The 14,281-nt window shown below is 69.6% G+C and carries 11 protein-coding genes and 1 tRNA gene; 3 read left to right on the plus strand and 9 right to left on the minus strand.

All coding sequences use genetic code 11. The features are described 5' to 3' along the window. Positions 1-24: 24 nt before the first annotated feature. Together ACIRJP_RS09300 and ACIRJP_RS09305 are read left to right on the plus strand one after the other, a co-directional pair. Positions 25-573, plus strand: a complete 549-nt coding sequence (locus tag ACIRJP_RS09300; RefSeq protein ID WP_404170276.1) for a helix-turn-helix domain-containing protein — start codon at positions 25-27, stop codon at positions 571-573. Positions 574-673: 100 nt separating this feature from the next. After that, positions 674-2,017 (plus strand): protein kinase, encoded by a 1,344-nt coding sequence (locus ACIRJP_RS09305; RefSeq protein WP_404170279.1) that lies wholly within the window; start codon positions 674-676, stop codon positions 2,015-2,017. A 50-nt stretch (positions 2,018-2,067) separates the two neighbouring features. Here ACIRJP_RS09305 and ACIRJP_RS09310 read toward each other — a convergent pair whose 3' ends face one another. The 3 genes from ACIRJP_RS09310 to ACIRJP_RS09320 all read right to left on the minus strand — a co-directional run bounded on the left by ACIRJP_RS09310 (position 2,068) and on the right by ACIRJP_RS09320 (position 5,468). Next, a complete protein-coding gene (locus tag ACIRJP_RS09310; protein WP_404170282.1) occupies positions 2,068-3,420 on the minus strand; it encodes a hypothetical protein in 1,353 nt (450 codons plus the stop codon). Positions 3,421-3,745: 325 nt separating this feature from the next. Then, positions 3,746-4,609 carry a hypothetical protein gene (locus ACIRJP_RS09315; protein WP_404170285.1) on the minus strand — a complete coding sequence of 288 codons (864 nt, stop codon included), beginning with the start codon at positions 4,607-4,609 and terminating at the stop codon, positions 3,746-3,748. 724 nt (positions 4,610-5,333) lie between these two features. Then, entirely contained in the window at positions 5,334-5,468 is a 135-nt protein-coding gene (locus ACIRJP_RS09320; RefSeq protein WP_003958712.1) for a DLW-39 family protein, read from the minus strand. A gap of 333 nt (positions 5,469-5,801) precedes the next feature. Between ACIRJP_RS09320 and ACIRJP_RS09325 the strand changes: the two genes are divergently transcribed. After that, the gene (locus ACIRJP_RS09325; protein WP_404170288.1) at positions 5,802-6,173 is read left to right on the plus strand and encodes a DUF6344 domain-containing protein; all 372 of its coding nucleotides are present in this window, start codon (positions 5,802-5,804) and stop codon (positions 6,171-6,173) included. A 360-nt stretch (positions 6,174-6,533) separates the two neighbouring features. On the opposite strand, the gene ACIRJP_RS09330 is transcribed toward ACIRJP_RS09325, so the two are convergent. The 6 genes from ACIRJP_RS09330 to recF form a co-directional block, all read right to left on the minus strand. Next, positions 6,534-6,607: transfer RNA gene (locus ACIRJP_RS09330), tRNA-Ile, on the minus strand. A 71-nt stretch (positions 6,608-6,678) separates the two neighbouring features. Next, positions 6,679-7,278 (minus strand): DUF3566 domain-containing protein, encoded by a 600-nt coding sequence (locus ACIRJP_RS09335; RefSeq protein ID WP_404170291.1) that lies wholly within the window; start codon positions 7,276-7,278, stop codon positions 6,679-6,681. Positions 7,279-7,371: 93 nt separating this feature from the next. Beyond that, positions 7,372-10,002: a DNA gyrase subunit A gene (gene gyrA, locus ACIRJP_RS09340; protein WP_404170294.1), complete on the minus strand. Its 2,631-nt coding sequence runs from the start codon at positions 10,000-10,002 to the stop codon at positions 7,372-7,374. 46 nt (positions 10,003-10,048) lie between these two features. After that, positions 10,049-12,154, minus strand: a complete 2,106-nt coding sequence (gene gyrB / locus ACIRJP_RS09345) for a DNA topoisomerase (ATP-hydrolyzing) subunit B (RefSeq protein WP_404170297.1) — start codon at positions 12,152-12,154, stop codon at positions 10,049-10,051. 413 nt (positions 12,155-12,567) lie between these two features. Continuing rightward, positions 12,568-13,140, minus strand: coding sequence for a DUF721 domain-containing protein (locus ACIRJP_RS09350; RefSeq protein WP_404170300.1), 573 nt, complete (start codon positions 13,138-13,140; stop codon positions 12,568-12,570). Then, a complete protein-coding gene (gene recF / locus ACIRJP_RS09355) occupies positions 13,137-14,267 on the minus strand; it encodes a DNA replication/repair protein RecF (RefSeq protein WP_404170303.1) in 1,131 nt (376 codons plus the stop codon). The genes ACIRJP_RS09350 and recF overlap by 4 nt, the downstream gene beginning before the upstream one ends. Between the last annotated feature and the right edge of the window lie 14 nt (positions 14,268-14,281).

A 14,281-nucleotide genomic window follows, 5' to 3' on the forward strand; every position in this document is an offset into this window, starting at 1 on the left:
AAGCCGCAGCGAAGGGGAGACGCCATGGACGCAGCGCAGCAAGAGGCAACGGCCAGAGCCCGAGAGCTTCAGCGCAGTTGGTACGGAGAGCCTCTCGGTGCGCTCTTCCGCCGCCTGATCGATGATCTCGGCCTGAACCAGGCCAGGCTCGCCGCCGTCCTCGGGCTGTCCGCCCCCATGCTCTCCCAGCTGATGAGCGGCCAGCGGGCGAAGATCGGCAACCCCGCCGTCGTCCAGCGTGTCCAGGCGCTCCAGGAGCTGGCCGGTCAGGTCGCGGACGGCAGCGTCAGCGCGGGCGAGGCCACCGACCGCATGGAAGAGATCAAGAAGTCCCAGGGCGGCTCCGTCCTGACCAGCACCGGTCAGACCTCCCAGACCGGCGGTGCCCCCACCGTCCGGCGCGTGGTCCGCGAGATCCAGTCGCTGATGCGGTCGGTCGCGGCCGCCGGTGACATCATCGATGCCGCCGACTCCCTCGCCCCGACCCACCCGGAACTGGCAGAGTTCCTCAGGGTGTACGGCGCCGGGCGTACCGCGGAGGCGGTGGCGCACTACGAGGGACACCAGAGCTAGGGGCACCGGAGCCAAGGGCCTGCCCGGCGGATCAGGGCCGGGCACTGTCCCGAGAGGCCGGCCATGGGCCGAAACAGGAACTGGGAGCGGGCACAGCGCAATGGGTGAGGTCTTCGCCGGTCGGTACGAACTGATCGATCCGATCGGACGTGGTGGGGTCGGCGCCGTCTGGCGGGCCTGGGACCACCGGCGCCGCCGCTATGTGGCGGCCAAGGTCCTCCAGCAGAGCGACGCGCACACGCTGCTGCGCTTCGTCCGCGAGCAGGCGCTGCGGATCGAGCATCCGCATGTGCTCGCCCCGGCCAGCTGGGCGGCGGACGACGACAAGGTCCTGTTCACCATGGATCTGGTGAGCGGCGGTTCGCTGGCGCATGTCATAGGCGACTACGGGCCGCTGCCGCCCCGGTTCGTCTGCACGCTCCTCGACCAGCTGCTGTCCGGGCTGTCCACGGTGCATGCGGAGGGCGTCGTGCACCGGGACATCAAACCGGCCAACATCCTGATGGAGGCGACCGGTACCGGACGGCCGCATCTGCGGCTGTCCGACTTCGGCATCTCCATGCGCAAGGGAGAGCCGCGCCTCACCGAGACCAACTATGTGGTGGGTACGCCCGGTTACTTCGCGCCCGAGCAGATGATGGGCGCGGAACCCGATTTCCCCGCGGACCTGTTCGCGGTCGGTCTTGTCGCGCTCTATCTGCTCCAGGGCAAGAAGCCCGACGCGCAGGCGCTCGTCGAGCACTTCGCCTCGTACGGCACGCCCTCCGCCCCGGAGGGGATTCCCGAGCCGTTGTGGCAGGTCCTCGCAGGGCTGTTGCAGCCGGATCCGCAGGCCCGCTTCCGGACGGCCACGGGTGCGCGCAAGGCGCTGACCGCGGCGGTCGAGATGCTGCCGGAGCCCGGGGCCGAGGACGAACCGGTCGAGGTCTTCGACCAAATCGGGCCGCTGCCCGCCGGTTTCGGCCCCGACGGACCTGCCCCGGCCCCCGCCCAACAGGCTCAACAGGCTCAACAGGCCCAGCACGCGCAGGCCGCCCAGCAGCCCTACGCCCAGCCGCCGGTCGCGATGTCGGAGACGGGCAGCTTCCATCTCCCGCCGCCTCCGCAGCAGCCCGCACCGCCGCCCCAGCAGGTGCATCCGGTCACTCCGCACACCCCCCTCCCGGCGCAGGCGGCGCCCCTGTACGCCACTGCCGCCCCGGAGCCCTCGCAGGCGCCCACGGCCGCCGTGCAGCACGAACCGGCGCTCACCCGTGCCTACACCGTCGGACAGCCGCAGGCGCAGCCTCAGCCGCAGGCAGTGGCGCAGGCGCACACCCCGGCACCCGCTCCGGCGCACACCCCGCAAACGCGTCCGGGACCGTCCCCGAAGGTGGCGGTCCCGGTGCTACTGGTGGCATTGCTCTGTTTCGCGGTGGGCATCTGGGCGCTGACCCAGAGCTGAGCCGGGCGGCCCGAGCCCCGCCGTACGGGAGTCGGGCCGGGCAGTCGCGGCTACCAGGTCTGCGGCGGACTCCCGTACGGCTGACCGCCGTCGGCGGGGTTTTTCGGGGCTGCCGGGGCGGTGGCGGCGCGGCGCCGGGCCAGCAGCGTCCACGCCCCGAGCCCCAGCACCAGCACCGAACCCGCGCCGATCCCGGCCACGGCGACCATCGTCATCCGGTCGCTCTTGGCGGCCTGCGGCCCGTTCTTGCCGTCCCTCGCGTCGTCCCTGTCGTCCTGCGTGACCGAGAAGTCCCCGGCATCGCCCGCGTACGGCGATCTCCCGGCCTCTCCCTCGACCTTGACCCTGAGGGTCAGCGGAATCCCGTTCTTGCCGTACGACTTCGCGATCTGCGGGCTGAGCGTCACCGACAGGTAGTACCAGCCGGCGAACCGCATGGCGCTGACGCTGCTGTTGGAGTCGTACCGGTTCTCGTAGGCCACCGGGGGCAGCGGATCCAGCGAGACGGAAGTGGGCTTGCCGGAGTACGAGAGCGGCATCGCGGAGTCGACGTGGCCGTGCGCCGGGTTGTCCAGGGACAGCGCGAGCGCGTTGCCGATGTACTCGTCAGAGGCGTTGCTGTTGCTCAGGGTGGCGGTGGCGAAGACCTGCTGCCCCCAGTCCACCGGCACCCGGTAGAAGAGGGTCTGTCCCGGCTTGATGCCGCCCTCCTCCTTCCACTCGCCGGTCTCCAGGCCCGTCGCGTCGTAGTAGCTGGTACCGCCCGACCGATTCTGCGGGGCGGTGGTGGGCGGCGTTGGCGAGGCGGACGGCCAGTTCTCCGGCGCGTCGGTCGGCATCGAACCGGCCGACTTCAACTGCGGCTCCGACTCGTAGCGCAGCTCCAGGTCCCACTCGTCGGGGGCGGAGGTCTCCTTGCTCTCCCGCTCGATCAGGACGTTGTACGTGCCGGCGCCCTGGCAGATGCTGGCGTCCTTCTCCATGGTCCGGTAGGCGTACGCGGCGATCGGGCGCGGGAACTCCGCCGACTCGAATCGGGCGTCCTCCGAACTGCACTGCAGGTCCGTGCTGTCGCTGATGCTGACCGTGATCCCGTCCCCGTAGGCGACCCGGCCGTCGCCCCTGGGCACGGCCACCGCCGAGACGTACCCGTTCGTCTTCGCGTCGAGGTTCAGGCGGTAGTAGAGCTTCTGACCGGGCTTGATCGAGCTCCGGTAGACCGATCCCGGCGTCAGCGCCGACGCATCGGTGCTGGCCTCCGCACCGTCGACCTTCTCCGCACCGGGATCGAAGGTGTACACGGCGGGCTCCCCGGCCGCGTACGCCTGCCCCGGCAGCGCCGCCGCCGCGCACATCGCCGCGGCCGTGGCCAGCGCCACCCGGCCCCTGTTGCGCTGCCTCATCACGTGCTTCCCCTCGTCGTCTGTGCGGCCCGCCCGCGACGCCCGCGTACGAACACGAGCCCTGCGATCACCACCACCACGGCGCCCGCCCCGGCAGCGGCCGCAATGCCGGTCCATCCTGCCCCGCCCGTACCGCCGCTGTCTCCGGCGCTGATCGGATTGCCCTTCTTGTCCGCTTCTTGTCCGTCCTCTTCGCTGCGACGGGAGCGTTGTGCTGGGGGCCGGCCCGCTCGTCACCGAGGACCGGCACCCGCAGCACCACACCGACCTGCGGGTTCCGCGCGATGTCCTGGCCCGCGCCCCAAGCGTCACCGAGATGGAGAAGTCACCGCCGGCGTGCACCGGCCGGACCTGGGCGCCGTTCTCGTAGCGGTCGGTCCAGGCGACCGGCACACCGCCCATCCCGATCGCCGCCGGGCGGCCGCTGTACGGGTTCGTCGGGTCGAACTCGCCGCCCCCGGTGAGCGGGAACCGAGCAGGTGTGAACAACTGCGTCGCTCCGTACGAGTAGGTGGTGGAGCCGCCCCGCTCCACCGTGGGCTCGTTCGCGAACTCCACGTCGTAGCGCACCTGCCGGCCCCAGCCGGCCGGGACCTTGTACGCCCTTCCTCAAGGGCTCCTCGACTCCGTGTACGAGTCCGAGCGGCCAACGCGCGGCGTCGGAGCCCTTCTTGGTCTTCCCTTCGACCACCAGCCAGTACCGTCCCGCCCGGTCGCAGCGGCTCGTGCCCCGCGCCGAAGGGATACGGGCGATCGCCGATGTGAGCGGGCTCGCACCCTCCTTCTGGAAGAAGTGCGCGGTCTCCGAACCGCAGGAACTGTCAGTGCCGTACGCGATGCTGGTACGCATCGCGTCGAAGGTGTCGACGGCCGCCCCGGGCTGCGGCACCGCCGTCGCGGAGAAGTCCGCCGTCGAGGCGGCGTCCAGGTCGACGGCGTAGTACCGCTGCTCACCCGGCCCGATGGTGTCGAGGTACTGCCCCGGCGCGAGCACGGGCGCCTCCGCGGCCGTCGCCGTGCCCGGGACCCGCTCGCCCCGGAACCGGTAGCCGTCCACGGAGAGTTGCGACGCCCGCTGGAGCTGCCTGGCCAGCGAATCGGCGTCCGGTGCGTCGTAGTAGCGGCCGTTGCCCGCCGCCGCGATGCATTCGAGCTGTTCGCGGGCCGCGCCCTTCACCTGGAAGCCCACGGTGTCGATCCGCAGCCCGACGCCCTCCTTGCCGAGCCGCTCGGCGACCTCGCAGGGCCGCGGCGCACCGCAGCTGTCCTCGCCGTCGGAGACCAGCAGGAGCGTGCGCGTACCGATGGCGCCGCCCGAGGGCCGCGGAAGGTCATCGGCGGCCTTCTGCAGCGACAGACCGATGGGGGTTTCATCCTGGGCCGTACGGCCGCCACGGCCTGTTTCAGGGCCGCCCGGTCGAGCCCGCGCACCGGTTTCACGAGCCTGGTGTCCGTGCAGCCCCGGGCGCGGTCGGCGCCGTACACCCGAAGTCCGCTCGGATACCCGTCGGGAAGCCCGTCGACGACGGTCCCGACGGCCGTACGGGCGCTCTCCAGCCGGGAACGCCCCGTACCGTCGTCGTCCGCCATGGAGCCGGACGGGTCGAGGACCATGACCAGGCTGCCGTTCCCGCCGGCTCGGGCCCGGCGGGTGCACCGCGCGGCGGCGCCGCCACGGCCGGCATCGCGCCCGCCACCAGGGCGAGCAGCGCCCCGCCGATCCATGCCCCCGCGACTGCGGTACGTCGGTGTCCCCGTGCCTTCACCCGTGCCCCCTCGACCCACCCGATCGTTTTGCTCACGCAACGTATTGATTTGCTCGGGTGAACTCAAGAGCACAGGTGTCACGGTCCCGCAACAGCACGAAGCCCCGGCCGCTCAGCGACCGGGGCCCGCAATCAGGCTGTTCTGTCTCACACACCCGAACCTGCGGGCACGGAGTCAGTCGCCTCCGTCCACAGATCCTGCTCGGCGCGATCCGCCTGGATCTGGCGGTACACGAGGAGCCCGCCGATGGCGGCCAGTGCGACCAGGAGAAGCTTCTTCACCGCGCGACCTCGTCTTTCCTTGACGTAGGGGACTTCTGCCGCCCGACTATACACACCGGCCGATATCAACCGGTGACCTGCCCGCAACCCAACTGGCGCCCGGGGAAGAGCGACCGCCCGAAGGCCGCTCCGCCCGGAGGATCCGACCCTGCTCCACGACCGGGTCCACAGCCCGATCCGCAGCCCCCGCATAAGCCCGTCAACTCCGGTTGAACCATACGAGTGGTGTTCATCCGAAGATCGGCGCATCGGTGGCGTCGGTCCATGAAATCGCGAGCCAGATCCACATCATCAGAAAGGTAAGCAAACCGGACCACCCGAAAGCGAGGGGCCATGAGCACCGTCAAGCCCAAGAACATCTGGACCGCCTTCGTCACCGCCCTTTTCGCCCTGCTCGCCGCACTGGGATTCATGAGCACCCCGGCGACGGCCACGGAGCAGAGCGCCCCGGAGCCGACCACCACGCACCAGGAGCACACGGGTGCGACCGCGGCAACCGCGACCACCCCGTCGGTGCGATGGACCCTTCCGCGTGACCGGGCGCTGCCACCGACGATGAAGCAGCGCATCCGCGCCGAGGCACACGGCTCCTCGCCCGCCACCCGTCATATGTCCGTCGACGCCACGGGCGCCACGGAGACCAGGAACGTCGCCCGCACGGCCCACGGCGCCCCGGCGGGGGACGCGTCCCTGCTGCCGCCCTGAGAGCCGCTCCGCTGACGTACAGAGCCCCCGGGCCGGTTCACACCGGACGGGGGCTTCTCCGTGCCTTCCAGCGGCCTTCCCGGCCGCTGGAGCCGGCTCCGACTCCGGTGGCCGGCGACAACACGGGGGCGGCCCGCGGCGCATGGCGGCGGATCAGATGCACGATCACGGTCCGCTCGAAGCAACGGCAGCAACGGCAGCAACTGCTCGGCCTTGTGCTCGGCCGCACGGATCCCGATCCCGACGACCGCCGTGCCCGTCAGCCACAGGACGCCGCACGACCACAGCTGCACAGCCGCCGCAATTCAGCCGCAACGCCGAAGGCCCCTCAGCGTTTCCGGTGAGGGGCCTTCGTAACTGTGGGGCTAACAGGATTTGAACCTGTGGCCTCATCCTTATCAGGGATGCGCTCTAACCAACTGAGCTATAGCCCCGCCGCGCTGCTGCGCTGACTTCTGAAGATTAGCGCACGTCGGGGCCAGTCCCAAAATCGATACCCGGCGCTCTACTCGTCCTCGGCCAGCGTGAGCTCGATACCGCCCACGAATCCCGCCGACAAGTTGTAGATGAAGGAGCCCAGCGTCGCCAGCGCGGTCGCCAGGACGACGTCGATCACCGCGATGACCGACGTGAAGATGAGGACCCTCGGCAGCGACAGGAACGACTGGAGATCGAAGCCGTTGCCCTCGTTCGAACCGGTGGCCTCGCTGATCGTGCCGCCCACGGTGGAGAAGACGCCCATCGCGTCCATCACCATCCAGAGCACCGCGGACGCCACCACCGTGCAGATGCCGAGCGCGATGGAGAGCAGGAAGCTGACCTTCATCACCGACCACGGATCAGCCTTGGCCACCCGCAGCCGCGCCTTGCGGGTACGCGGAGTCGTCCGCGCCCCCGTCCGCGGCCGCCGAGCCGCCTGAGAGGCGCCCTGCGCATCGCCCTGCGTGCCGTGCGGCCGGCCGCCCTGGGTCCCGCCCGCGGGCGAGTACGCCTGCGGCGGGTGGTACGGCCCACTCGCCTGCCCCGGCGCGGGCTCGCGCTCACCCGGCAACGGCCCGGTCGCATAGCCCTCGTACTGGGGCTGAGGCCCCCGGGTATCCGTCACAATGCCCCCTTGGGAGTCCGTGGCAGGGCCACGGGCACCGTTCGCTCCTGCTCCGGAAGCGGCCGAACCGGCGCCCGTGGCTCCACTCACGCTCTACTCCTCGTGCTCCCCGGCCGAAGGCGACGTGCCTTCGACATTGCCCTCGACCGTGCTCTCGGCACCCTCCGCCGTCGCGGCCTCGGAGTCCTGGGACCCCTCGACCTCTTCGGCCTCACGACCGGCTTCGGCGTTACGGGCAATACCGACGACGGCATCGCGCTTGCCCAGATTGATCAGTTGGACGCCCATGGTGTCACGGCCCGTCTCCCTGACTTCATTGACTCGCGTGCGAATCACACCACCGCCGAGCGTGATGGCGAGGATCTCGTCCGTCTCCTCGACCACCAGCGCGCCGACCAGCGAGCCCCGGTCCTCGACGATCTTGGCAGCCTTGATGCCCAGACCGCCACGGCCCTGAACCCGGTACTCGTCGACGGGGGTCCGCTTCGCGTACCCGCCGTCGGTGGCAGTGAACACGAACGTACCCGGCCGGACAACATTCATCGAGAGCAGTTCGTCGCCCTCGCGGAAGCTCATGCCCTTGACGCCCGAGGTCGCACGGCCCATCGGGCGCAGCGCATCGTCCGTCGCGGTGAACCTGATCGACTGGGCCTTCTTGCTGATGAGCAGCAGATCGTCCTCGGCCGAGACCAGCTCCGCACCGATCAGCTCGTCAGCGGTGCCTTCGGCGCCATCCGCCATCTCGCGCAGGTTGATCGCGATGACACCGCCGGAACGAGGCGAGTCGTAGTCCTTCAGCGCGGTCTTCTTCACCAGACCGCCCTTCGTGGCCAGGATCAGATAGGGCGCGGCCTCGTAGTCGCGGATCGCCAGGATCTGGGCGATCCGCTCGTCCGGCTGGAAGGCCAGCAGGTTGGCCACGTGCTGACCGCGGGCGTCACGGCCGGCGTCCGGGAGCTCGTACGCCTTCGCCCGGTACACCCGGCCCTTGTTCGTGAAGAACAGCAGCCAGTGGTGGGTGGTCGACACGAAGAAGTGGTCGACGATGTCGTCTTCCTTGAGCTTCGTGCCACGCACGCCCTTGCCGCCGCGCTTCTGCGAGCGGTAGTCGTCCGTCTTGGTGCGCTTCACATAGCCGCCGCGCGAGATCGTGACGACGATGTCCTCTTCGGCGATCAGGTCCTCGATGGACATGTCACCGTCGAAGGGCACCAGCTTGGAACGCCGGTCGTCGCCGAACTTCTCGACGATCGCCGCCAGCTCCTCGCTGACGATCTTCCGCTGCCGCTCCGGCGACACCAGAATCGCGTTGTACTCGTTGATCTTCGCCTGGAGTTCGTCGTGCTCGGCCGTGATCTTCTGGTGCTCGAGCGCGGCCAGCCGGCGCAGCTGCATCTCCAGGATCGCGTTCGCCTGGATCTCGTCGATCTCCAGCAGGCCCATCAGGCCCTCGCGCGCCACCTCGACCGTCTGGCTGCGCCGGATGAGCGCGATGACCTCGTCGATCGCGTCCAGCGCCTTGAGCAGGCCGCGCAGGATGTGCGCCCGCTCCTCGGCCTTGCGCAGCCGGAACTTCGTACGCCGGACGATGACCTCGATCTGGTGCGTCACCCAGTGCCGGATGAACGCGTCGATCGAGAGGGTGCGCGGCACCCCGTCGACCAGCGCCAGCATGTTGGCGCCGAAGTTGGTCTGGAGGTCGGTGTGCTTGTACAGGTTGTTCAGCACGACCTTGGCGACCGCGTCCCGCTTCAGCACGACGACCAGGCGCTGACCGGTGCGCGACGAGGTCTCGTCACGGACGTCCGCGATCCCGCCGATCTTGCCGTCCTTCACCAGGTCGGCGATCTTCTGGGCCAGGTTGTCGGGGTTGGTCTGGTACGGAAGCTCCGTGACGACCAGGCACTGCCGGTTCTGGATCTCCTCGACCGCGACGACCGCGCGCATCGTGATCGAGCCGCGGCCGGTGCGGTACGCCTCCTCGATGCCCTTGCGGCCCACGACGAGCGCGCCGGTCGGGAAGTCCGGGCCCTTGATCCGCTCGATCAGCGCCTCCAGGAGCTCCTCCTGCGAGGCCTCCGGGTGCTCCAGGTACCACTGCGCACCGGCGGCGACCTCGCGCAGGTTGTGCGGCGGGATGTTGGTCGCCATGCCGACCGCGATCCCCGCCGAACCGTTGACCAGCAGGTTCGGGAAGCGCGCCGGCAGGACCGTCGGCTCCTGGTTGCGGCCGTCGTAGTTGTCCTGGAAGTCGACGGTCTCCTCGTCGATGTCCCGGACCATCTCCATGGACAGCGGCATCATCTTGCACTCGGTGTACCGCATGGCGGCGGCCGGGTCGTTGCCCGGGGAACCGAAGTTGCCGTTGGAGTCCACCAGCGGCATGCGCATCGACCACGGCTGCGCCAGACGCACCAGGGCGTCGTAGATCGACGAGTCACCGTGCGGGTGGTACGTACCCATGACGTCACCGACGACACGGGCGCACTTGTAGAAGCCCTTCTCGGGCCGGTAGCCGCCGTCGTACATCGCGTACAGCACCCGGCGGTGGACGGGCTTGAGACCGTCCCGTACGTCCGGCAGCGCACGCGAGACGATGACGGACATCGCGTAGTCGAGGTAGGAGCGCTGCATCTCCGTCTCGAGCCCCACGGGCTCGACACGCATGCCCACCGCGGCGGCGGACTCCTCTTCGGGTGTCACAGGGGTGTTCTCGTCGGCCATTGCTGGTCAAAATCCTTTCGGGCGGCGTCTTGCTGGTACGGCCGACTCAGATGTCGAGGAAGCGGACGTCCTTGGCGTTGCGCTGGATGAACGAGCGCCGCGCCTCGACGTCCTCGCCCATCAGCACCGAGAAGAGGTCGTCGGCCTGCGCCGCGTCGTCCAGCGTGACCTGGCCGAGGACCCGGTGGTCGACGTCCATCGTGGTGACGCGCAGCTCCTCGGCGTTCATCTCGCCGAGACCCTTGAAGCGCTGGATCGAGTCTTCCTTGATCCGCTTGCCGTTCTGCTTGCCCAGCTCGACCAGGGCGTCGCGCTCGCGGTCCGAGTACGCGTACTCGAAGTCGTCCCGGCCCCACTTGATCTTGTAGAGCGGCGGGCGGGAGAGGTACACGTGGCCGGCCTCGACCAGCGGACGCATGAAGCGGAAGAGGAACGTCAGCAGCAGGGTGTTGATGTGCTGACCGTCGACGTCGGCGTCCGCCATCAGGATGATCTTGTGATAGCGCAGCTTCTCGATGTCGAAGTCCTCGTGGACCCCGGTACCGAAGGCCGAGATCAGCGCCTGGACCTCGGTGTTCTGCAGGATCTTGTCGACCCGGGCCTTCTCGACGTTCAGGATCTTGCCCCGGATCGGCAGGATCGCCTGGTACATCGGGTTGCGGCCGGACTTCGCCGAACCACCGGCGGAGTCACCCTCGACGATGAAGATCTCGCACTTCGTCGGGTCGTTGGACTGGCAGTCGCTCAGCTTGCCCGGCAGCGAGGCGCTCTCCAGGAGCCCCTTGCGACGGGTCAGATCGCGCGCCTTGCGGGCAGCGACGCGCGCCGTGGCCGCCGAGATGCCCTTGCGGATGATGTCGGCCGCCTCGTTCGGATTGCGGTCGAACCAGTCCGTGAGCTGCTCGTGGACGACCTTCTGGACGAAGGTCTTCGCCTCCGTGTTGCCCAGCTTGGTCTTCGTCTGGCCCTCGAACTGCGGCTCGCCCAGCTTCACCGAGATGATCGCCGTCAGACCCTCGCGGATGTCGTCACCCGTGAGGTTGTCGTCCTTCTCTCGCAGCAGCTTCTTCTCGCGCGCGTACTTGTTGACCAGCGTGGTCAGCGCGGCTCGGAAGCCTTCCTCGTGCGTACCGCCCTCGTGCGTGTGGATCGTGTTCGCGAAGGAGTAGACGCCCTCGCTGTACTGCGTGTTCCACTGCATGGCGATCTCGGCCGAGAGGAGGCGCTCCTTGTCCTCGGCCTCGATGTCGATCACCGACTGGTGGATGACATCGCCCTTGCGGGAGTTCAGGTACTTCACGAAGTCGACGATGCCGCCCTCGTAGTGGTACTTGACCGTGCGTACCTGCTCCGCCTCGGCGGCCTCGGCCACCTCGGCGACCTCCGCGCCCAGCGTCGCCTTCGCCGACTCGCGCTCGTCGGTGAGCTTGATCGTCAGGCCCTTGTTGAGGAACGCCATCTCCTGGAAGCGGCGCGACAGGGTCTCGAAGGAGTACTCGGTCGTCTCGAAGATGTCCCCGTCGGCCCAGAAGGTGACGGACGTCCCCGTCTCGTCCGTGGCCTCGTTGCGGGCCAGCGGAGCGGTGGGCACACCGAGCTTGTAGTCCTGGGTCCAGCGGAAACCGTCCGTCCGGACCTCGACCGAGACCCGCGAGGACAGCGCGTTGACCACGGAGACACCGACACCGTGCAGGCCGCCGGAGACGGCGTAACCGCCGCCGCCGAACTTGCCGCCGGCGTGCAGCACCGTCAGCACGACCTCGACCGCGGGCTTCTTCTCCGACGGCACGATGCCGACCGGGATGCCACGGCCGTTGTCGACCACGCGGACCCCGCCGTCGGCGAGGATCGTGACGTCGATCGTGTCCGCGTGCCCGGCCATCGCCTCGTCGACCGAGTTGTCCACGACCTCCTGCACGAGGTGGTGGAGACCGCGCTCACCGGTCGAACCGATGTACATGCCAGGTCGCTTGCGGACCGCGTCCAGACCCTCGAGGACGGTGATCGCGCTGGCGTCGTACGAGGACGTGGCCTCGCCGCCGCCGGCTGACTCGCCTGCGGCGACAGCCTCGGCGCTCTCACCGGGTGTGGACGGAATGTTCTCGTTGGGGTTGCCGGAATCGGCCACGAAGCGCCCTTTCTGGCACAGCACAGGCCGTTCTCCGGGCAAACGGGAGCGGCTGCGTCGTTCGGCTTGTATCGACGACTCCCGCGACGATGCGGGATTGTCCACCAGTCTACCGGTAGCGCCGACATGAATGGGGGTTTGCCGGTACCTGAGTACGCATGTGCCGCCCTGAATGAGCGGCTGACGACTCCCCATATTCAGGAAGGGCCCTCAGGAGGCTCACACCGGCCTTGAGCGCTTCGGCCTGTCAACCTCTCGCTACCGTGAGGGACGGCCCACTCCCGCCGCGTGGTTTCGACCACCGCAGACCGCACAACGCGGACCCGAAGGACAGCCGCTCCGCGCGGACAGCAAGAGGCCTCGGCAGAGCCGAGAGGGGTGTTCGCAGAGCGCCCGAGAACGGCTCGGCTGCCGGGAGGAAATGAGAAAAGGCCAGGTCAGCCGTATGTATCGCCGGGGCCGGTACTCCCCGGCGCCCGCAGCGGACCGAACCTGCGCTGCGGGCCTCCGGGCCCCAGCACCTTGATCAACCTGACCGTGCCGTGCCCCAGGTCCGCGTTCAGCCGGGCCACCAGCTGGGGCGCCAGCAGCCGCAGCTGCGTCGCCCACGCCGTCGAGTCGCACTGCACCGTCAGCACCCGCTCGTCCGGATCCTCGTCGTACCGCAGCGGCACACAATGTTTGGCCAGATCTTCACCCACGATCTGCGGCCAGCGCCCCATGACCCCGCCCACCGCCGCCGGCGTCTCCCAGCCGCGCTCGGTGATCAGACGATTGATCGCTGAGCCCAGCGGAAGCGGATCACGACCGTCCGCCCGCGCACCCGAGCGCAGCCCGCCGCCCCGCCGGGCCTGCTTCTTCTGCTGCGCGGCCGCGCCACGCGCCCGCGCCTGCTCCTTCGCCGCACGCAGGGCCACCCGCGCCAGGTCGACACCCGAGGGCTCCGGAGCCCTGCCCCCGCCGGAACGCTCCTGCGACGGCCCTCCGGATCCCTCGCCGCGGCCGCTCACAGCCGCTCCACCTCACCCGCGGACACCGCGAACCGGGTCCCCGCCAACACCCCCGGAACGTCCTCGTCCACCGCGGCCGTCACCAGCACCTGCTCGGCCGGGGCCACCAGCTCCGCCAGCCGCTCCCGGCGCCGTGCGTCCAGCTCCGCGAAGACGTCGTCGAGGACCAGCACCGGCTCATTGCCCTCGCTGCGCAGCAGGTCGTAGGAGGCCAGGCGCAGCGCCAACGCGTACGACCAGGACTCGCCATGGCTCGCGTACCCCTTGGCCGGCATGCCCCGCAGCCCCAGCAGCAGGTCGTCGCGGTGCGGTCCGGCCAGCGTCACGCCCCGCTCGATCTCCTGCTTGCGGACATCCGCCAGGGCGGCGATCAGCTGCTCGTACAGCTCCTCGCGGGTACGCGAGGGCTCCACGCCCGCCCCGACCGAGCTGCGGTACTCCAGCGCCAGCGGGCCACCGCCCGGCGCGACATCCCCGTACGCCTTGTCCGCCAGCGGCTGCAGGGTGGCGATCAGATCCAGCCGCTGTGCCAGCAGCTCCGCGCCCACCCGGCCCAGGTGCTGGTCCCACACGTCGAGCGTGGACAGGTCCATCGACCGGCCACCGTGCCGACGCGCCATCGCCGCCGACTTCAGCAGGGTGTTGCGCTGCTTCAGCACCCGCTCGTAGTCCGAGCGCACCCCCGCCATCCGCGGCGAACGGGCCGTGACCAGCTCGTCGAGGAAGCGCCGACGCTCCCCTGGATCTCCCTTGACCAGCGCCAGGTCCTCCGGCGCGAACAGCACCGTACGCACTATCCCCAGCACGTCACGGGGCCTGACCTGCGACGATCTATTGATACGCGCCCGGTTGGCCTTGCCGGGATTGAGCTCCAGCTCGATCAGCTGCGAACGCTCCCCCTGCGTCACGGCGGCGCGGATGACGGCCCGGTCCGCGCCCATCCGTACCAGCGGTGCGTCGGAGGAGACCCGGTGGCTGCCGAGCGTCGCGAGATAGCCGACCGCTTCGACCAGATTCGTCTTGCCCTGGCCGTTGGCCCCCACGAAAGCGGTGACGCCCGGATCGAGAGGCACCTCGACCCGGGCGTACGAGCGGAAGTCGGCCAGCGAGAGATGCGTGACATGCATGGTGTACGCCGACC

Origin of the sequence: Streptomyces sp. NPDC102437 (genome assembly GCF_044765565.1) — a bacterium.
Classification (GTDB): domain Bacteria; phylum Actinomycetota; class Actinomycetes; order Streptomycetales; family Streptomycetaceae; genus Streptomyces.

What these genes read in the sequence shown, in the direction of transcription:
- ACIRJP_RS09300 (WP_404170276.1), top strand. Translation starts at nt 25, where the DNA reads ATGGACGCAGCGCAGCAAGAGGCAACGGCCAGAGCCCGAGAGCTTCAG.
- ACIRJP_RS09305 (WP_404170279.1), top strand. Translation starts at nt 674, where the DNA reads ATGGGTGAGGTCTTCGCCGGTCGGTACGAACTGATCGATCCGATCGGA.
- ACIRJP_RS09310 (WP_404170282.1), bottom strand. Translation starts at nt 3,420, where the DNA reads ATGAGGCAGCGCAACAGGGGCCGGGTGGCGCTGGCCACGGCCGCGGCG.
- ACIRJP_RS09325 (WP_404170288.1), top strand. Translation starts at nt 5,802, where the DNA reads ATGAGCACCGTCAAGCCCAAGAACATCTGGACCGCCTTCGTCACCGCC.
- gyrA (WP_404170294.1), bottom strand. Translation starts at nt 10,002, where the DNA reads ATGGCCGACGAGAACACCCCTGTGACACCCGAAGAGGAGTCCGCCGCC.
- recF (WP_404170303.1), bottom strand. Translation starts at nt 14,267, where the DNA reads ATGCATGTCACGCATCTCTCGCTGGCCGACTTCCGCTCGTACGCCCGG.